Source organism: Sphingomonas sp. 10B4 (assembly GCF_035019905.1).
GTDB classification, from domain to species: Bacteria; Pseudomonadota; Alphaproteobacteria; order Sphingomonadales; family Sphingomonadaceae; genus Sphingomonas; species Sphingomonas glacialis.
The window spans coordinates 1-18397 of record NZ_JASJVC010000068.1 but is presented as its reverse complement, the minus strand read 5'-3'; the positions used below and the strand labels follow the sequence as shown (position 1 = coordinate 18397).

Here is an 18397-nt window from a genome sequence, read left to right as displayed (position 1 = left end):
GAAAACTTGTTCGTCGTCTTGCTCATGGTAGCTCCTTCTCACAAGTAGAAGCCTCCGAGAAACCCGGGACGGTTCAGAGAGCATCTGCCGCGCGATCGGCTTGCCGTCGATCTCATCCGCCAGCAATTGCTTAAGCATCGCCGAACCCTGGCTATGGCCGACCAGCACGAATGGCCGGCCATGATTGTCATGCACCAGATAGTCGCGCCACGCCGCCAGCACATCGGCATAGGGGAGCGCGAAATCCGCTGCCGTCAGCTTCGTCCCCTTGCTCATCGCCAGACGTAGCGCGGGCAGCGTCACCTGGCGGTAGAGCGGCGCGAACACGCGACACGCGCTCCGTAAGGGTGCCGCCTGCGACACGACCATCCCGCGCTCGGCGTCGCCCGCGATCATGTCGCTATGCGGGGCGGGATCCATCGAGGTGGTGGGGTAGAGGTAGAAGCAATCGGCTTTGGGCGTCGCGGCGCGCCTGGCCGGTTCGACCCGCATCGCGCCGTCCGGCGTCACCACCGTCGCGGCGAGATCGCTGCCGCACAGATCGGAATGGCCCGGCCGGCACAGCCATGTCTCGGGCTGGCGATAGGTGTTCGGCGCATCTGTTGGGCCTGCAACGATAGCGGCAAGGATCAGCAAGGCGCTCATGGTCGCTCCCTCAATCGCGGAAGACGATGGTCCGCGCGCCATTGGCAAGTACGCGCCCACTCAGGTGAAGACCCACCGCACGTGACAGCACCCGTCGCTCGATATCGCGGCCCTTGCGAACGAGATCGTCCGCGCTGTCGGCATGGCTGATGCGCTCGACGTCCTGCTCGATGATCGGCCCTTCATCGAGATCGCCGGTCACGTAATGCGCCGTCGCGCCGATCACTTTTACACCGCGCCGATGGGCCTGATGGTATGGCTTGGCGCCCTTGAAACCGGGCAGGAAGCTGTGGTGGATGTTGATGCAGCGATGCTCGAACTTCGCCGAAAGGTCATCCGACAAGATCTGCATGTAGCGCGCCAGCACGACGAGATCGGTGTTGGTCGATTGGTGGATTTCCCAGATCCGCGCCTCCTGTTGTGCCTTGGTCGCAGGCGTGATCGGCAAGTGATGGAAGGGGATGCCCGCCAGATCGAGCGCGCCGAACGCCTCGATCGGATGGTTGGAGATAATACCCACCACATCCATGTCCAACTCGCCGATCCTTCGGCGGTAGAGCAGATCGACCAGGCAATGGTCGAACTTCGAGACGAGGATCAGTACCTTCTGCCGTTCGGCCGCCGGGCGCAGCGTGAGCGTCATGCCGTAGCGCGTTGCGAGGCTTTCGAAGCCGGAGCGCAGCACGCCTGCATCGGCATGTTCGGGTATGGCGAAGGCAGTGCGCATGAAGAAGCCGCCCGAATCCGCATCGTTATATTGGCTCGAATCGGTGATGTTGCCATGACACACGAAGATGTGCGCTGAGACCGCAGCTACGATACCGGAACGGTCCTGACAGGACAGTGTCAGGATGAAGGATTGGGTTGGCATCAAGGCTCCGTGATCGTGGCGTCGGGCTTGCCGAAGTTGCGCACGCGCGCATCATCGGCGGTATAAGATCGGACGCTCGTCCAATAATGGTAGGCGGCCCAGAAGCCGGTGAGCGACAGTGCCATAAGCGCGTAGCGCAGCGATTCCGCATTGCCCATCCGGCCCGCAAGCGCGTCGCTGATCCAGCCGACGATGCTTGGCGCGATGATCAAATTGGCAACGTTTGCGGTGAGCAGGCTGATCGCCATGCCCTGAGCGCGCATCGAGGGCGGCAAGAAGTTGAGCAGCAGCGCCATGGTTGGCCCGACATAGAGATAAGCGGTCGGCACCACGAGCCACAACATCGCCGTCGCCACGCCGAGCGAGTGGGTATGATAGGCGATGAACGACGGGATGGTGGAGAACGTCACCAGCACGGCGAGCATCCATGCCGCGCGCTTGGGATCCTGCATCGAGGGATGGGCGAGGATCAGCCCGGTCGCGATCGTCGCGCCGCTGCCTGCCCAGAAATAAATGGTGCCGAGCCGCTCGCCCGCCTGCGCGGTGGTCAGGCCGTATTCGCGCTCGAAATAGGTTTGCGTCCACCACAACAGACCCCAGCCCCACAGGCAGATCACGGTACCTGCGGCGTTGATGTGCCAGGCCGACCTTTGCGTCCACAGGAAGTTGCACGTCTCCAGGAAGGTCGCGGCGGGGGCGCTGCTCTCGTTTATATATTCGAATCGCCCGCGCACCGGTTCGCGCACGGTCAGCAGAATGAGAATGCCGAAGATGACACCGGGAATGCCGAGTGCGATGAACGCCGCGCGCCAACTGTGGAAATAGTCGACCACCCAGCCCGCTACGGTCGAGCCGAGCCAGGCGCCTAGCGGCAAGCCCAGCGCATAGATGGTGAGAACGAATGCGCGCCGTCCACGCGGAAAATTGTCGGCGATGATCGAGGTGGAGGGCGGCGTCCCGCCTGCCTCGCCGATGCCGACGCCGATCCGCGCGACGAGGAACTGCCAGTAATTTTGTGTGAGACCGAGCAACGCGGTCATGGCCGACCAAACGATCATCGCACCCGCCACGATGTTGCGGCGGTTTGCGCGGTCCGCGACTTTCGCGATCGGCAACCCGACCGAGATGTAAAAGAATGCGAGCGCCACCCCGGTCAGCCAGGCAACACCGGTATCGGAAAGATGGAATTCCTTGCGGATCGGTTCCAGCACAGTCGACACGACATAACGGTCGGCGATGTTCAGCGCATAGACCAGCCCAAGGACGATCACGACGTACCAGCGCGCCCTTGCCAGTGCTGGTTGGGCAAGCTCCGGCTGGGCCAGGTTCGGTGTGCCAGATGTCATCGTGTGCCCCCCAATTTTTCTTATAACCCCAGCCTCATGGCGTGCCGATCGCATGGTTCCACAGATCTTCCAGACTGGCTGTGTAACTGCCGGGCAGATATACCTCGCAGGATTCGTCGCCAGCTGGTGCGATCCAGACCGGTACGTGGTGGATCGTGCTGGCTGCGATGTGGCCGGGAGCCAAAACGGGGCTTTCGGTGTCGAGCCAACCGCTGACCGAGAGCAACCAGCGCCAGCCTGCGCCGGTGAACGTCGCTCGCATCAGCCCGCCGCCGACCGGCGCGAGCGCGCCGCTTCCGGCGAGGTCGATGGCATCGGTCCCGGCACCGATCAGCCACCAGCGGCACGGTTCGACCTGCAAGGCGCGGATCGCTGGCGGGAAGGCAGGCAGAGTGCCCTCCCACAGATCCAGCACGACGACATCGTCTGCAGCGGCGATCGTGAACGAGACAGGCGCGTCAGTCACGATAACGCGTTCCTTCGGTGTCGTAGAAAACCGGTGTGGTCACGAGTACACGCGCCGATCGCCCGCGGGTGGGCGAGGCGGCGAGCAACGTTTCCCCGATCCGCGCCCGCCCGCCGGCGAGCAGACCGAGCGCGACCGCGCCGGTGCCAATCACGCGACCAGTGGCGGATGTGACATGACCTTGGACTGGCGCACCTTCGGCGGCGATGAGCATTGCGCCTTCGGGGATGGGCGTCTCGCTGGTCAGGCCGATCAACTGCACTCGATTTTCGGCCGATAATGCCATGCGGTGCAGACCCGAAGCGCCTATAAAACCGCCGTTCTTGCGCACCATCTTTTCCAGTTGCAGATCGTGCGGCGTGGTGCGACCGTCCGCCTCCGCGCCGATCACGATGTGGCCTTTCTCGATACGCAGAAATTCGAGCGCTTCCAGACCGTAAGGACAGCCGCCATGTTTGCGCGTGGACGCCTCCAGCGCGTCCCAGACCGGGCCTGCCGCATGTCCGGTCGCATAGATTTCGAACGCCCGCTCGCCGCTATAGCTCGCTGCCAGGATCAGGACCGGCAACCCCGCGATCGCACCGTGGGTGATGCCCATATGCGCGGGCATCTCCAGCCCGGTAAGGTCGGTAAGGATTTCGCGCGCTAGCGGCCCCGCCAGCGCGATGCCTGCGAGATGCTCCTGCTGCGCGACGACCGAAACTTTCAGATGCGGCGCCAGCACAGCGCGCGCATAGCTGAGGTGCGACTCCATCCGGTCCGCACCACCGGTCGAACTGGTCAGGAGATAGCGCTGTTCCTCGATCCGCCAGACGGTGCCGTCGTCCATCACCATGCCGTCCTCGCGCAGCATGAAAGTGTAGCGCCCGCGCCCGACCGCGAGCTTGGCTACGCCCGTTGCGCAGACGATTTCTAGAAATGCTGCGGCATCCGGCCCGGTGACCGAGAACTTCGCCAGCGTGGACACGTCTACGATGCCGGCGGCGGTGCGAACCGCGCGCGCCTCGCGCATCGCGGCTTGATGCAGCGTCTCGTCCTTCACCGGATAGGCACGCGGGCGGTGCCAGTAACCGAGCGGTTGCCACAGTGGGGCGAGCCGCTGATGCTGAGTGTACAAGGCAAGCCGCCGCGATGGCGCGGCATGACCGCCACCATCCGCGCCCGCCATCGCGCCCAGTGTCAGCGGCGTGAACGGCGCGCGGAAGGTGGTAAGGCCCGCTTCGGGGATGGTCACGCCCGCCGCGCCCGCGAGGCGCGCGAGAGCAGCCATGTTGCTCGTCTTGCCCTGATCGGTCGCCATGCCGAGCGTCGTATAGCGTTTGAGATGCTCGACCGAGCGGTAGCCTTCCTGCCACGCCAGATCGACGTCGGCGGCGGTCACGTCGTTCTGGAAGTCGATGAAGCTGTGCTTGGGATCGGGCAGGTCGGCGGGCATGGGCGCAATGGGAGCCACGTCTCCGGCGGCTGCGCCCACGCTGGTGACCGCCTGCCGCGAAGCGCCGGGAACGAATGCCTGCACATCCTCGCGCCAGTCGAGCTTGCCGCCGGCCTGGCTGTGGAGATGCACCACAGGTGTGAAGCCGCCCGACATGGCGAGCACGTCGGCGTCGAAGTGGCGGATCGTGCCGCCGATCCGCGCCGCGACAGAAGCGAGGTGGTGCTTGCGGCCCGTGGTCGAGAACGGCACGGCTTCGGTGAAAACCGGGAAGCGGGCAGCAGGCGCGGTCGCGCGGCTATCGAGGATGGCGACGACGTCGCCACCCGCCGCGGCAACCGCCGCGGCCGTCGCGTAGGCGTCATCGTTGTTGGTCGCGATTACCACGCGCTGGCCTGGCAGCACGGCGTGGCGCGCGATATAGGTCCGCACCGCCTGCGATAGCATGACCCCGGGGCGGTCGTTCCCGGCAAAAGTCAGCGGCCGCTCGATCGCGCCGGTAGCCAGCACGATACGCTTGGCACGGACATGCCAGATGCGTTGCACAGGAGTGCCTGGGGCGGGGGGCTCGCCCGGCTCGACCAGTCGCTCGGCCAGCGTGACAAAGCCGTGGTCCCATATGCCCGATGCGGTGGTGCGCGTGAGGATGTGCGCGCCTTCGACCGGGCCGGTAATCTTGCGATCCTGCTCAACCAGCAATACGCGCTCACCTGCCGCCAAGGCGTCGCGAGCGGCGACGATACCAGCCGCACCGCCCCCCACTACCAGAACGTCGCAGAAGGCGGCGCGATGCTCGTAGCGATCGGGATCGATCTCGGTCGGGGCGGCGCCCAATCCAGCGGCGCGACGGATGAAGCGTTCATAGACCATCCAGCGCGAAGGCGGCCCGAAAAAGGTCTTGTAATAGAAGCCCGCCGTCAGGAAGCGTGCCGCCAGCCCGTTCACGGCCCCGACGTCGAAGGTCAGGTTCGGCCAGCGATTTTGGCTCCGCGCGACAAGGCCATCATAGACGTAAAGGTCGGTAGCACGCGTATTCGGCTCGGTGCGCCCACCTTCGCCGACCGTGACGAGGGCGTTCGATTCCTCGACACCCGCCGCCAGGATCCCGCGCGGGCGATGATATTTGAAGCTCCGCGCGACGAGGCCTACGCCGTTCGCGAGCAAAGCCGCTGCCAACGTATCGCCGGCCCGCGCGCGATATTCCACACCGTCGAAGGTGAAGGGCAGCGTAGCCTCCGCGCCGCCCGCGATGCGCGCGGGACCGCTCACAGATGCACCGCCGGATCAAATGCCGTGACGGATCCGATCTCATGCGTAACCCGGTGGCGCCGCAACACCAGCCATTGCCGACAGCCGAAGCCGTGCCGCCAGAGTTCATCATCCTCCCCGCGCGGATTAGCGCGGGCGTAGAGGCGTTGAACCGCCTCTTGGGCGGACATGTTCAATGTCACCACCGAATCCAGCGTGCGCTCATATTTGAACTCGACTTGCGCACGCGGGCCGCAATGTGGGCAATCGATCTGCATCATCAGCGCAAGTGCGGCATGAAGCCGACCCCCGCTTCGTCGATGGTCGCGCCGCGCTCGAACCGGTCGAAGGCAAAGGGCTTGGCGAGACTATGACTCTCGCCGGACGCCAGCAGATGCGCGTAGCACCAGCCCGATCCCGGCGTCGCTTTGAACCCGCCATAGCACCACCCGCCATTGAGATAGAGCCCATCCACCGGCAAAGCGGAGATGATCGGTGATCCGTCGAAGCTCATGTCGGTCGTGCCCGCCCAGCATCGCACCATCCGCAATCGGGAAAGGGCGGGAACCAGCGCGATGGCTTCGGCGGCCGCCTTCTCGACCCGCACGGGCAGGCCACGCTGGGCATAGCTGGGGAACTGGTCCGGGTCGCCCCCGAGCACGATGCCGCCTTTGTCCGACTGGCTGATGTAGCAATGGAGCGATTGCGACATCACCACGGTGTCGATCATCGGCTTGACCGGCTCGGTCACGAATGCCTGTAGCGTCTGCGCCTCGATCGGTAGTTTTAGACCGGCCAGCGCCGCGACCGGTCCGCTATTGCCCGCGACGCAAATGCCGACCCGGCCCGCGCCGATCGCCCCGCGCGTCGTTTGCACGCCGGTGATGCGGCCGCCTTCCATGGTGAAGCCGGTGACCTCGCAATTCTGGATGACGTCGACGCCCAGCGCATCGGCGGCGCGGGCATAGCCCCAAGCGACGGCATCGTGCCGCGCCGTGCCGCCACGCTTCTGGATCATGCCGCCATGGACCGGGAAACGGGCGTGCTCCGACATGTCCAGCAACGGCACCAGTTTGCGCACCTGTTCGCGGCTCAGCAGATCCGCGTCGATCCCGTCGCACCGCAAGGCATCGCCGCGCTGCGCCAGCATCGTCATGTCGCTGTCCGAATGACCGAGGAACAGCGCGCCGCGCGGGGAAAACATCACGTTGTAATTGAGGTCGTCGCTCATCCCCTCCCACAGGTTGAGCGCGAAATCGAAAAGGTCGTGCAGCGGCTTCTGACGGTAGTTGGAGCGCACGATCGTTGTGTTGCGCCCCGTATTGCCGCCGCCGATCCAGCCTTTTTCCAGCACCGCGACGCGACGGATGCCGTGCACCTTGGCAAGGTAGTAAGCGGTGGAAAGCCCATGCCCGCCACCGCCGATGATGATGACGTCGTACTGCTTCTGCGGTTCCGGGTCGCGCCACGCACGGTCCCACCCGCGTTGTCCGGTTAGCCCGGCTTTCAGCAATGCGAGTGCGGAATAGCGCTTCACGCCGCCCACCCGCGATGCTCGCGCCAATCGGGTTCCAGACCCTCGAACCGGGTGAGACCGAACTTGCCGATCTCTGCGAAGGAGCACGTGCCCTCGATGACGAGGTCTCGGATCGCATGGCCGCTTGCGGGAGAAAGTCCGAAGCCAACGCCGGACATGGTCGCGACGGTCAGGTTGCCCGGGTCGCTCGGCCGGTCGAGGATCGGGCGGCCATCGGGCGTGTTCTCGATCACGCCGGCCCAGGAGCGGATGACGTTGAGGTTCGCGGCCTTCGGGAACATCTCCGCTACGCGGCGTGCGAGGTTGCGCACCAGCGGCGAGGCGGGGCGGCACTGCGGACCTTCGGGCGCAGTGGAAATCCACTCATGCGGTCCGCCCCCGAAGGCGAGATTACCGCGCAGGGTCTGCCGTCCGTACAGCCCATTGCCGTCGACGCCACCGATCTTCATCAGGGGGGCGGGTTCGGTCACGATCATCTCTGCGCGTGCTGCCGCGAGCGGGACGTGAATGCCGATCGGGGCGAGTAGTGCCTGTGTTTGCGGTCCGGCCGCGACGACCAGGGCATCGCACGCGATCCGCCCGCGCGGCGTGTGCACCGCCACGACTTTGCCGCCGGCGGTCTCGACCGAAAGGGCAGGGCAATGCTGCAAGATGCGCCCGCCCAGATCCTGCAGTGCCCAGGCATAGGCCTGCACCGTGCGCTGTGGATTGGCATGCCCGCCGAAGCGTAGATGGATGCCGCCGAGGCAGGTTGCATCGGTCAGCGGTACCATCTCCTGCGCCTGCTTCGCGTCCAGATCATCGACCCGATATCCCATCGCGCTGCACATCCGCCCGACTGCACGGTAATGATCGAGCAGTTCGGGGTCTCGCTGGATGATGATGCGCTCGCGGACATATTCGGTCGGGTATCCGAGCAGATCGTCCATCTGCGGCCACATCCGCTGCTCTTCGGCGAAGAGCGGGCTTTGGTAATGCGATGCGCCGCCGCCGTTCCGGCCCGAAGCTTCCCAGCCGACGATGCCTTTGTCGATCGCCACGACATCGAGCCCGGAGCGCGCGAGCCACCATGCGGCGGACAGGCCGGTCACGCCCGCGCCGATCACGACAACGGATGCGCCCTTCGGAGGGGCGACCTCAAACATGCATGTTGCCGCCGAGGCCAACGACATGCTCTGCCTCTTGCGGAGTACCGATCACGGCATAAGGCGTCCACTGCGTCGGAATGCCGAACCACACATCCCAGCCGCGCGCCATGGCGTCGTTTTCCTGCCAATCGGCGAGGATGGAAAGTTGAACGGGGCGTACCGGCGCCCGAAAGCTGGCGATGGGCACTGATTCGAGCGGCACCTTCTGATGCTCGGCGAGCAGGCACGCGACCTGATCACGGCAACGGCGACCCTGACACGGGCCCATGCCGGCGCGGGTAAGGCGCTTGATCTGGTCGGGGTGTGCCGGACCATCGTTGAGCAGCGAGGAGAGCGAACGCTGTGCCATCTTTTCGGGCCGTGTGAGATATTGCGGTGGCTGCACGCCAAGCAAATCGGCGCGGGTCACGTCCTCGCACTGGCACACGACAGTATTGGACGTCGCGCCGCGGCCGAGCGCGGCGGACCACGCTCGCAGATAAGCGGCTTCGGGGCGCGTCACGGTAGCGGCATCGCCAATCAGGATGATGGCGTCGCCGGCTGTGGTCCCGGCTGCGTCGAGCAGTTCCGTTGCGGCAGTCGCGCCGATCGCCAGAACGATCGTGTCGCAGGCAATTTCGGTCGGCGCTTCGTGTTCTGACAAGAGAATGATGCTCTCGACGCCGTCAATCCCGCCGCGCGCTTCCGCCACCGTGTGTCCGAGGAGCACCGATATGCCCGCTGCCTGCACCTGTTCCAACAGCGCAGCCGGACCTTGTACCACCGCCGCGACCTCAACCAACGCCGCCACTTCGATTCCGCGCGACACGGCCAGCAGCGCGGTATCCAACGCGAGCATATTGGAGCCGAGGATCACCACGCGCCGGCTCGCCAGCGCATCGTAACGGGTCAGCAACGCGGCGAACCCTTGCGCGCCCATCACGCCAGGCTGGTTCCAGCCGTTGAAGCCGAGCACCAGATCGCGTGCGCCGGTCGCGAGCACCAGCCGACCGAATCCGATCATCGCCGCCGTTTGGCCATCGGCAATGGCGAGCAGCGGCTCGGGCAAGGCGCGCATCGCTGGGCCATTGACGTAAAGCCCCCAGGCGCAAGTGCCGAGCCGCACGTCCACGCCCGCCTCGAACGCCGCTGCGAGCAGCGGATTGCTGGCGAATACCTGCTCAAGCATCCGTTGCGGGTGCTGCACCGCCGCCGTCATCCGGCCACCGAAGAAATACGGCACGTCGGTGCCGATCAGCGCGCCGGGAACGGGATTTTCATCCAGTAGCAGTACCGACGCTCCGCCCTTCGCTGCCGCAATCGCAGCGGCTGTACCGGATGCGCCGGCGCCGACAACGACGACGTCGAAACGGGTATCGGGTGCAGCAATTTTCCCGTCGATGGCGTGGATGTCGATCATACCGCGGCCAGCGCCTGTGCCAGATCCGCCAGCAGATCATCGATATGCTCGATCCCGACCGAAAGGCGCAGCGTCGCATCGGTGATGCCGCCCGCCGCCCGTTCTTGCTGCGAGATCGCATAATGGGTCGTCGTCGCGGGGTGGGTGATGAGCGTTTCCGATCCGCCCAGGCTCACCGCGAAGCGCAGCAACCGTAACCGGTCGAGAAAGCGGAACGCCTCCGCCTCGCCACCGACCACCGCGAAGGAGAAGGTCGAACCCGCCGCTTTGCACTGGCGGTCGTACACCGCGCGTTGCGGGGTGCCTTGGACGAGGAAGCCGAGATAGGTGATGCCCGCGACCTTGGGATGATCCTGTAGGAATTCCGCGACCGTGCGTGCATTGGTCATCGCGCGTTCGACTCGCAGATGCACCGTCTCCATCGAGCGCAGCATTAGCCAGCTCGTATAAGGATCGAGATGGCTGCCAAGCGTCGTGCGCAGCAATCGGAGCGGGGCGATGAGCTTTTCCTTGCCCGAGACGCCCCCTGCCAGCAGATCGCTATGCCCGCCGCAATATTTGGTGAGGCTGGTCATACACAGGTCCGCGCCGAGTTCGATCGGGCGCTGCATCAGTGGGCCGAGCAGTGTATTGTCCACCACCACCAGCGGTCGCAGGCCGGTTTGCGCGCCGACTGTAGCGGCGATCTGCACCACCAGGGCGATGTCGACGATCGCGGCGGTGGGGTTGGCGGGCGTCTCAATCACGATCAGCTTGAGCGGGCCCTGCGCCAGCGCCTCGTCCACCGCGGTCTGGATACTCGCACGGTCGCAGCCATCGCAGAATTCGGCATGGCCGACGCCGAATTCGGGCATCAGTCCGGTGTAGAGTCCGTTCGTCCCACCATAGATCGGGCGGCTGAACACCACACTGTCACCGGGCCGTACATGGGCGATGGCGATAGCGGTATGCGTGGCCATGCCGGAGTTGAACACCGCCGCACCCTCGGCCCCGTCGAGCGCCGCGAGCCGCGCCTCGACCATGTCGAGCCCTGGATGGCCAAGCCGCGAATAGATGTGTCCCGGCCGCCCGACTTCCGGGCCGGTGCCGTCAAAATACGCCTCGTGAATCGCCTTTGCCTGTCGCGCCGAGGCGTAGGCAAAGGTCGAGGTCATATAGATCGGCGGCTTGGCGGAATTGCCCGCGCTGGCGGGATCGTATCCGGCGCGGACGGCAAGAGTTTCGGCCTGCCAGTTCGGCACGTCCTCGGCCGTCATGCCTCAAACTGCTCTAGATAGGTCGCGGCCTTGGCGCAATACCAATCGACAAAGCGCAGCGTCAGCGATTCCGCAGCGGGGCTATACGGACCTGGCGTGTACCCCGGCGAATTTACGCCCAACTGGTTGTTCTCGGCGAATTCCTTGTCCTGCAGATTGGTCTGCGTCCACAGATGCGTCAGCGTATCCAGATCGTAATCGACCCCCTCAACCGCATCCTCATGCACTAGCCATTTGGATACGACATGGGTTTCGGTCGGCGAGACCGGGATAGCGGTAAAGGCAAAGGTATATTCGCTGGTCGAATGGCAGAAATTGTTCGGCTCGATCGCCCAGCGCAGTGATCCGGTATTGCCGCCGCCAAGGTCGCACATCAGCGTGTTTACGCTGAACTGCCCGCTGGTGCTCATCGCGACAGTGCCGTCGTTCAGCGGGAAGCGCACCGCCTGCCACCAGTCCTCGCCGGCCGGACCGATCGGAATGCCGAGATCGGCCATGCGCGCTTCGTAGCGCGCGGCGGTGTCATCCTCGAAATCGAAATAGGCCGAAGCGTTGATCGGGAAGGAGGCCGAGAGTTCCGGATGGCCGGAAGCGCAATGATAGCATTCACGGCCATTCTCCATCACCAGCTTCCAATTGGCGTTTTCGACCAGGGTGGATTGATAGGCGAGCTTTGCATGCTGCAGATCGTGCGGCGCAAGCAGCGGTGTCAGATCGCTCCGCATCACGGAAATGTCGGGTGGCGTACCGGCAAGGCAGATGAAGATCGCGCCGGCGATCCGTTCGAGATGCACCGGCTTCAGGCCGTGCTCGTTCTTCTGGAAATCCTCCGGCATCCGGCTCGCGGCGAGCAAGCGGCCGTCCAGCCCGTATGTCCAGCTATGATAGGGGCACACGAGGCGGGTGACATGGCCTTCGCCCGGCTTGCACAGGATCGAGCCTCGGTGGCGGCAGCTGTTATGGAACGCGCGCAACTCCCCGTCGCGACCGTGCAGGATGATGACGGGCCAGCGCCCGACCATGAAGGATAAGTAATCACCTGGCTTCTTGATCTCCGCTTCGAAGCCCGCGAACAACCAGGAATTGCCGAAGATCGCAGCCAGGTCGAATTCGAACGCCGCGGCGCCGGTATACAGGCCCTGTGGAAGCGAGTGGCCGGCCGGGCGTGCACGCAATAGCGCCGAAATGTCCCCCAGGTCCAAAGCGTGATCTCCAATTGCTCGTGCACGTGAGTGACATGCCGGGCAGGTGGAGTGAAAATCGCATTTGTGCATGACGACATGCCAAAAGCTGAAAGCGCGGCAGACCGGCCGCACGGCCCGTTGCATCAGGAGAAAAAACGCGCTTGGTATCGGAAAAGAGCATGAGCTCGCAGTTCTGAAGGGGGGCTTCCATAGCACGCACGTCGCCTGTCAACAGACGCTGGTTACCGCTCAACGCATTGCGAGCGTTCGATGCGGTGGGACAGCGGCTGAGCTTCACCGCAGGCGCGCAGGCGCTCAACGTCTCACAAAGTGCGGTGAGCCGACATGTCATCAGCCTGGAGGAATTGCTCGGTCACAAACTGTTCGACCGCTCGGGCCAGACGCTGGCGCTGACAGCGGCGGGCCTGGCTCTGCTGCCTGAGGTGAGCAAATCGTTCGATCGGCTCGAGCAGACGATGAACGCGATCTGTTCCAACCCCAATGCCAGCCGCCCGATCCGATTGCACATCCCGCCATCCTTACTCCAGCATGTCGTGATGCCGATGATCCAGGCGTTCCATGTCGAGCACCCTGATATCCGCATCGACATTTCGAGTTCCGGTGTCACCGGCCTGCCGGCGCGCGAGACCGACATGGCGATCGTGTTCGACCGGCCCAATATCGACGACCGCGTGACCGATCTGTTGTGGATGGTGCGTGTCGCCCCGCTGTGTTCACCCGAAACGGCGAAGCGCAGTACGGGCAAGTCGCTCGAGCAGTTTCTCGCCGATACCGACCTGCTTCACGTCAAGCTCGACGGAGAGCCGCGAGGTCTTTTGTGGAGCCTCTATGCGCGCCAGACACGAATTGCACTCGACGTCGACCGGGGGCTGGCGTTCGACACCGCGTCGCTCGCCGTCGGTTACGCGATGGCGGGGAGCGGAGTGGCGCTCAACGACATCGACATGTTCGCGCCCGAAATCGCGACCGGCCGGCTTGTCGTGCCTTATGACACGGTGAGTGACGATGGCTTCGGCTATTACCTCAAACTGCGGCCCGAGGATCTTGCCGACCCGACGATCAGCCTGGTACGCTCCTGGTTGATCGCTCGGTTCGCCGCGCGCGAGGAAGAGCGCGTCGCAGCGTGATGACCCCATGACCAGATTGGCGTCGCGCATCGCCACCAATCGGATATGCTCGGACGCATGGACATGACCACGCTTTCCCCCGAACGCCGGCCCGATCCGGAAAACGTCGCCGTGCTGGAGACGATCGAGACGCGGCTGCGCTGGCTGTCGTCCTGGACGATCCACAATGCAAATCACTTGCGGGAGAGTCGCGACGGGCTGAAGGTCGGCGGGCATCAGGCGAGCTGCGCGTCGATCACCGCGATCATGACGGCGCTCTATTTTGGCGCGCTGCGCCCGCAGGACAAGGTCGCGGTGAAGCCCCATGCCGGGCCGGTGCTGCATGCAATCCATTACCTGCTCGGCCAGCAATAGCTCGAGGCGCTGCAACGCTATCGCGGCTATGGCGGGGCACAAAGCTATCCGAGCCGGACCAAGGATTCGATCCCTGTGGATTTCTCGACCGGTTCGGTCGGGCTGGGGGTAGCGATCACCGCTTTTGCCAGCCTGATTCAGGACTATCTCATCGCGCATGGCGAAATAGTTGAGGCGGATGCGGGCCGGATGATCGCGCTGATGGGTGATGCCGAGCTGGACGAGGGCAACATCTACGAATGCCTGATCGAGGCGTACAAGCACGACATCCGTAATTGCTGGTGGATCGTCGATTACAACCGCCAGTCGCTCGAGAGTACGACTGCGGACCGCATGTTCCGACGTTTCGATGATATTTTCGAGACATGTGGCTGGCGGGTCGAGACGCTGAAGCATGGTCGCAAGCAGCGCGAGGTGTTCGCCAAGCCAGGCGGGCAAGCGATCGCCGATTGGATCGACGAGTGTCCGAATGCCGAATTTGCGGTTTTGACCTATCAAGGCGGCCCTGCATGGCGCGCGCGCCTCAAGGCCGATCTGGCGGGTAATACCGAAGCGCTGGCGCTGATTGCCGCGCACGACGATGCGGCACTCGCCGCAGTGATGACCAATCTTGGCGGGCATTGCATCGCAACGCTGTTGGAGGCCTTCGCGCGATGCGACGATGATAAGCCGACGCTGTTCATCGCCTATACCGTGAAGGGGTACGGCCTGCCGTTCGCAGGGCATAAGGACAATCATGCCGGCCTGATGAACCCGACACAGATCGAGGGGCTGCGCGCCGATCTCGGGATTGCCGAAGGGCAAGAATGGGCACCTTACGGTGGGATGGGTGACAATGCTGCGGCTTCGGCCAAGGCTCTGGTGGAGGCGAGCGCTCTGACAAAGACGCGCACCGCGAGCGCCGCCGCGCCCGTTCCGATGCCCGCGCGCTTGCCGGTGCCGGACGGAGCGGAACTCTCTACTCAGGCGGCTTTCGGCCGCATTCTTCTGGATCTAGCCAAGTCCGGCCATCCGCTAGCGGATCGCATCGTGACGACCTCGCCCGACGTAACCGTCTCGACCAATCTCGGCGCGTTCGTGAACCAGCGGGGGCTGTTCCGGCGGCAGGAACTGAAGGACGTCTTCTCCGCCGCGCGCATTCCCAGCACTCAGAAATGGGCCGGGCACGGGGCTGGCCAGCATATCGAACTGGGGATCGCCGAGAATAATCTGTTTCTGATGCTGGCGGCGCTCGGCCTTGCCGCACCGTTGTTCGGGACCCGACTGATGCCGATCGGCACCGTCTACGACCCATTCATTGCACGCGGCCTCGATGCGCTCAATTACGCTTGTTACCAAGATGCGCGCTTTTTGCTGGTGGCGACGCCTGCGGGCCTAACGCTCGGGCCGGAGGGCGGAGCACATCAGTCCATCAACTCCCCGCTCATCGGCATTGGTCAGCCGGGGCTGACCTATTTCGAACCGGCCTTTGCCGACGAACTCGCGCTCATCATGGGCTGGGCGTTTGTGCATATGCAGGCCGATATCGGCGGCTCAGTCTATCTTCGACTGACGACTCGTGTCATCGATAAGATCGAGCGCGCTGATGACGGTTGGCAGGCCGATGCACTGGCCGGTGGCTATTGGCTCAAGCGCCCGACCGGGGCCGCGGATGTCGCCATCGCCTTTACCGGCGCGGTGACACCCGAGGTGCTGGAGGCAGCGGCGCAACTGGTGGATGATCTGCCGGGGCTGGGGCTGCTGATGGTGACGTCGCCCGATCTGCTGCATCGCGGCTGGTCGGCGAAGCAGGCCGGACGCTGGACAGGGGCTACGGCATCAAGCCACGCAGACGCGTTGCTGGAGGCTCTTGCACCGGATGCGAAGCTGGTAACGGTCATTGATGGAGCACCCTCGACGCTTTCCTGGCTGGGCGGGGTGCGCGGGATGCGGGTCAGCCCGCTCGGCACCGATCGTTTCGGTCAGACCGGCGATCTGCCCGACCTGTTCCGCGCGTACCGGCTCGATGCTGAGGCGATCATCGATGCCGTGGCGGAGGTCTGCCTCTAGGTGCTGCGCCTGCTGGAGGCGCTGCCGCTCGACATCGTCACGGGTGCTGTAACCGAGGCGATCCAGATCGGCGCGGTCGGGTTCGATGCGATCAAGCTGATCGCGCTGGCGCGCATCGAGCGGCGACCCGCCCGGCTCGACCTGGCGGCCTATCCGCACCTGCCGCGAACGGCGGTAAAGACGACCTCGGCCGCCGACTACGCGGTGCTGGCGGCATGAGCGGCGTACCCGATACGATGCCGGTGGGCACGATGAGCGGCACGCCGCAGGTGCTGCTGGCCCATCACCTCAAGCAGTTGAAGCTGCCCACCGTGCTGCGCGAGTATGACAAGGTGGCCCGCGAGTGCGCGCGCGATGGCACCGACCATCCGCGCTATCTGCTGCGACTCATCGAGCTCGAGCTGATCGACCGTGAACGGCGCACGATCGAACGGCGTATCCGGGCGGCACGGTTCCCGGCGGTGAAGAGCTTCGACACGTTCGAGTTTACCGCGATCCCGAGCCTCAACAAGATGCTCGTGCTGGAGCTTGCCCGCTGCGAGTATGTCCTGCGGCGCGAGAACATCATCGCGCTGGGCAACAGCGGCACGGGCAAGACGCATGTTGCGCTCGCCCTCGGCTTGGCCGCCTGCCAGAAGGGCTTTACCGTGACGTTCACGACCGCGGCCGCGCTGGTCAGCCAGCTACTGGAAGCGCGCGACGAACGCCGCCTGCTGAAGATGCAACGCGACCTTGCAGCGGTGAAGCTGCTGATCATCGACGAGCTTGGCTATGTGCCGCTGTCGCCCACGGGTGCCGAACTGCTGTTCGAGGTGTTCTCCCAAAGGTACGAGCGTGGCTCCACGATCGTCACTTCCAACCTGCCGTTCGAGGACTGGACCCAGGTGCTGGGCAGCGAGCGGCTCACCGGTGCGCTGCTCGACTGGCTCACCCATCACGTCAGCATCCTGACCATGAACGGCGACAGCTATCGGCTGAAGCAGTCGGCCGGGCGTCGGCGCTCTGCCGCCAGGGCGGAGCAAAACCAGGCCACCGAGATCATCGACCCCCAAACCGGCGAGGTCACCACCGCCTGACTGACAACGATATGAAGAGGGCCCCGATCGGGGCCCTCTTCATATCGTCATGCCCGCATCAACAATGGCCTGCTTTTACTCCGCCCCGCTGGCCTGGAATCCGACCGGCGTTGACAGTCGAGGCATTTTCGCTGGAATCGAGCAGCTATTCTAATCGCAATACAGCACGTGAAGATATTGCACGATCGGGCGCAGCGTCTCGATTGGAACGGCTGGTGAGAAACCGGCACCCATGCCGCAATTCTTGGCTACCGTTTCCCAAAATCCGTTTTCTCGAAATTAGGCTACCCACACGGAGTTATGGGAATGCTGCCGGCGTCCAAATGGGTATACCCTGATGCGTTACGTGGATTGGACATCGATCGCGTCTCATCAGGGCCAGTCGCATGCGATTTCTGCGGTCCGTCGGCCGGTTTTAGAACCTGATAGGACAGAAATTCCATCGATCGGGCTGTCATGGGTGCTAATTCTGGACCAAAACTCGTCGAGGATGGTCACTCCGTGACAAACCATTCGACTTGCGCTGCAACCAGAGCGAACAGCGTAGTCGTTGAGTCTTAGAGTCCGTTTGGAAAATCACGGATGGGCGTTTCTGCCAGGGCTGTTCAACGCTAATTACAATCCTCTATAATTGAGGACGAGATTGAGGTTGAGAGCGCCGTCCCAAAGGGCCTTAGCGATGTTGGGGACGCCGTTGTGGCGCAGGATATTGAGGGCGCAGCTTCGCGCTCGTGCCATGATGCCGGGATTGGTTCGGATGCGGCTTTTGTCTTCACCGCAGGAGACATCGCGGACATAGTGGTTGCGGTTTTCGATACCCCAATGGCCCCGGATCACTTTTTGCCAGTCACTGGCTGCCAGGCCGGAGGCTGACGAGACATACCAGGCCACCTCGCTTCGCGGTTTCCACTCGCCCGTGGCGGTGTTGAAGACAAGGGTTCGCCTGGCAACGCGAATGATGGTGTTGATGAGCGGTTGCCAGTCGGTACGGGCCAGCGCGTCGCCGACAGTGAAGACATCGACGGTGCGGTCCTCTTGACGGTTACGCGCAAGCTCACGGGTGAAGGCAGTATCTTGCGGATCGTTGCTGGCGGCGATGGCGCTGGCTGCTTCAAACAGGGTCAGCTGGTTCTTCTTGAGCTGAGCGACCAGATGATTGCCCATTGCCAGCGCCGCCGCGAAGGTGCCGCTCAATCCCAGTGTCGTCATCAGATCCTGAACCGCCGGGATTTCGT

Annotated in this window: 14 protein-coding genes and 2 pseudogenes; 4 read left to right on the top strand and 12 right to left on the bottom strand. The window is 64.1% G+C overall.

All coding sequences use genetic code 11. From position 1 onward, the window contains the following. From QN347_RS15685 to QN347_RS15635, 11 genes are all read right to left on the bottom strand, one after another. On the bottom strand, positions 1 to 645 hold a 645-nt coding region (locus QN347_RS15685; protein WP_323494143.1), incomplete at its 3' end, for a DUF3089 domain-containing protein. Between the two features lie 10 nt (positions 646 to 655). After that, positions 656 to 1516: a formyltetrahydrofolate deformylase gene (gene purU / locus QN347_RS15680; protein WP_322160374.1), complete on the bottom strand. Its 861-nt coding sequence runs from the start codon at positions 1514 to 1516 to the stop codon at positions 656 to 658. Further along, positions 1516 to 2862: an MFS transporter gene (locus QN347_RS15675; protein WP_322160372.1), complete on the bottom strand. Its 1347-nt coding sequence runs from the start codon at positions 2860 to 2862 to the stop codon at positions 1516 to 1518. The genes purU and QN347_RS15675 overlap by 1 nt, the downstream gene beginning before the upstream one ends. Before the next feature lie 34 nt (positions 2863 to 2896). After that, complete coding sequence (locus tag QN347_RS15670; RefSeq protein ID WP_322160370.1) at positions 2897 to 3328, bottom strand: sarcosine oxidase subunit gamma; 432 nt, start codon at positions 3326 to 3328, stop codon at positions 2897 to 2899. Next, complete coding sequence (locus QN347_RS15665) at positions 3321 to 6032, bottom strand: 2Fe-2S iron-sulfur cluster-binding protein (RefSeq protein ID WP_322160369.1); 2712 nt, start codon at positions 6030 to 6032, stop codon at positions 3321 to 3323. The genes QN347_RS15670 and QN347_RS15665 overlap by 8 nt, the downstream gene beginning before the upstream one ends. Further along, positions 6029 to 6292 carry a sarcosine oxidase subunit delta gene (locus QN347_RS15660; RefSeq protein WP_322160367.1) on the bottom strand — a complete coding sequence of 88 codons (264 nt, stop codon included), beginning with the start codon at positions 6290 to 6292 and terminating at the stop codon, positions 6029 to 6031. Before QN347_RS15660 ends, QN347_RS15665 begins: the two co-directional genes overlap by 4 nt. After that, positions 6292 to 7548, bottom strand: coding sequence for a sarcosine oxidase subunit beta family protein (locus QN347_RS15655; protein WP_322160366.1), 1257 nt, complete (start codon positions 7546 to 7548; stop codon positions 6292 to 6294). Before QN347_RS15655 ends, QN347_RS15660 begins: the two co-directional genes overlap by 1 nt. Continuing rightward, positions 7545 to 8693, bottom strand: a complete 1149-nt coding sequence (locus QN347_RS15650) for an FAD-binding oxidoreductase (RefSeq protein ID WP_322160365.1) — start codon at positions 8691 to 8693, stop codon at positions 7545 to 7547. The genes QN347_RS15655 and QN347_RS15650 overlap by 4 nt, the downstream gene beginning before the upstream one ends. Then, on the bottom strand, positions 8686 to 10095 hold the full coding sequence (locus QN347_RS15645; RefSeq protein WP_322160363.1) for an NAD(P)/FAD-dependent oxidoreductase: 1410 nt from the start codon (positions 10093 to 10095) through the stop codon (positions 8686 to 8688). Before QN347_RS15645 ends, QN347_RS15650 begins: the two co-directional genes overlap by 8 nt. Next, complete coding sequence (locus tag QN347_RS15640; protein ID WP_322160362.1) at positions 10092 to 11351, bottom strand: aminotransferase class I/II-fold pyridoxal phosphate-dependent enzyme; 1260 nt, start codon at positions 11349 to 11351, stop codon at positions 10092 to 10094. Before QN347_RS15640 ends, QN347_RS15645 begins: the two co-directional genes overlap by 4 nt. After that, positions 11348 to 12553, bottom strand: coding sequence for an aromatic ring-hydroxylating dioxygenase subunit alpha (locus tag QN347_RS15635; protein ID WP_323494140.1), 1206 nt, complete (start codon positions 12551 to 12553; stop codon positions 11348 to 11350). Before QN347_RS15635 ends, QN347_RS15640 begins: the two co-directional genes overlap by 4 nt. Before the next feature lie 239 nt (positions 12554 to 12792). Here QN347_RS15635 and QN347_RS15630 point away from each other — a divergent pair, with 239 nt between their 5' ends. From QN347_RS15630 to istB, 4 genes and pseudogenes are all read left to right on the top strand, one after another. Next, a complete protein-coding gene (locus QN347_RS15630) occupies positions 12793 to 13683 on the top strand; it encodes a LysR substrate-binding domain-containing protein (RefSeq protein WP_322160360.1) in 891 nt (296 codons plus the stop codon). A gap of 63 nt (positions 13684 to 13746) precedes the next feature. Further along, positions 13747 to 16086, top strand: a pseudogene (locus QN347_RS15625) (transketolase). Beyond that, a pseudogene (locus tag QN347_RS15620) lies at positions 16087 to 16305 on the top strand (IS21 family transposase); the annotation flags it as partial. Then, positions 16302 to 17162, top strand: coding sequence for an IS21-like element helper ATPase IstB (gene istB, locus QN347_RS15615; protein WP_322160359.1), 861 nt, complete (start codon positions 16302 to 16304; stop codon positions 17160 to 17162). The pseudogene QN347_RS15620 and the gene istB, both read left to right, overlap by 4 nt. Positions 17163 to 17777: 615 nt before the next feature. Here istB and QN347_RS15610 read toward each other — a convergent pair. Further along, positions 17778 to 18397, bottom strand: a 620-nt coding sequence (locus QN347_RS15610) for an ISAs1 family transposase (RefSeq protein WP_323494139.1), incomplete at its 5' end; no start/stop codon positions are given.

Excerpts from the sequence above, each read along its gene's own strand:
- QN347_RS15660 (WP_322160367.1), bottom strand. The coding sequence starts at position 6,292 with ATGATGCAGATCGATTGCCCACATTGCGGCCCGCGTGCGCAAGTCGAG.
- QN347_RS15645 (WP_322160363.1), bottom strand. The coding sequence starts at position 10,095 with ATGATCGACATCCACGCCATCGACGGGAAAATTGCTGCACCCGATACC.
- QN347_RS15640 (WP_322160362.1), bottom strand. The coding sequence starts at position 11,351 with ATGACGGCCGAGGACGTGCCGAACTGGCAGGCCGAAACTCTTGCCGTC.
- QN347_RS15650 (WP_322160365.1), bottom strand. The coding sequence starts at position 8,693 with ATGTTTGAGGTCGCCCCTCCGAAGGGCGCATCCGTTGTCGTGATCGGC.
- purU (WP_322160374.1), bottom strand. The coding sequence starts at position 1,516 with ATGCCAACCCAATCCTTCATCCTGACACTGTCCTGTCAGGACCGTTCC.
- QN347_RS15675 (WP_322160372.1), bottom strand. The coding sequence starts at position 2,862 with ATGACATCTGGCACACCGAACCTGGCCCAGCCGGAGCTTGCCCAACCA.
- istB (WP_322160359.1), top strand. The coding sequence starts at position 16,302 with ATGAGCGGCGTACCCGATACGATGCCGGTGGGCACGATGAGCGGCACG.